Source organism: Vibrio sp. 99K-1, assembly GCF_013114585.1.
GTDB lineage: Bacteria > Pseudomonadota > Gammaproteobacteria > Enterobacterales > Vibrionaceae > Vibrio > Vibrio chagasii_B.
In genome coordinates this window covers 1-618 of sequence record NZ_VTXF01000071.1, presented here as the reverse complement: position 1 = coordinate 618, position 618 = coordinate 1, and the positions used below count along the sequence as shown (strand labels likewise).

The window sequence follows — 618 nt, the reverse complement described above, 5'->3', positions numbered from 1 at the left end:
TAATCGTAGATCAGAATGCTACGGTGAATACGTTCCCGGGCCTTGTACACACCGCCCGTCACACCATGGGAGTGGGCTGCAAAAGAAGTGGGTAGTTTAACCTTAGGGAGGACGCTCACCACTTTGTGGTTCATGACTGGGGTGAAGTCGTAACAAGGTAGCCCTAGGGGAACCTGGGGCTGGATCACCTCCTTATACGAAGATCTTCACGATAAGTGTCCACACAGATTGATGGTTTAATAAGTTAAGAGTAGGGAATACTTTTCCAGATGGGGCTATAGCTCAGCTGGGAGAGCGCCTCGCTGGCAGCGAGGAGGTCTGCGGTTCGATCCCGCATAGCTCCACCATCTTTAAGTGTTCTTATTTCTTTAGAATAGAAAGTAGAATCTTTAAAAATGGTTATTTCTTTTGAAATATCTAGCTCTTTAACAATTTGGAAAGCTGACTGATTTAAATAACGTAGTTATTTAAATCAAATTAAAAGTTCTCAATGTTTATCCTTTGGATAAACACAACAAACACATTCAAGTGTCTTGTATTCGATTCAAACTTGTTTGAATCACATTGAGTCCGGCAAACACGTAATAAGAACTAACCCTTCTTGTTACAACCAAAAAC

Annotated in this window: 1 tRNA gene and 1 rRNA gene; both read left to right on the top strand. The window is 41.7% G+C overall.

Features of this window, described 5'->3' with window-relative positions:
- Positions 1-195: ribosomal RNA gene (locus F0228_RS25660) — 16S ribosomal RNA — on the top strand; the annotation flags it as partial.
- A 76-nt stretch (positions 196-271) separates the two neighbouring features.
- Positions 272-347: transfer RNA gene (locus tag F0228_RS25655), tRNA-Ala, on the top strand.
- The last annotated feature ends 271 nt before the right edge of the window (positions 348-618 follow it).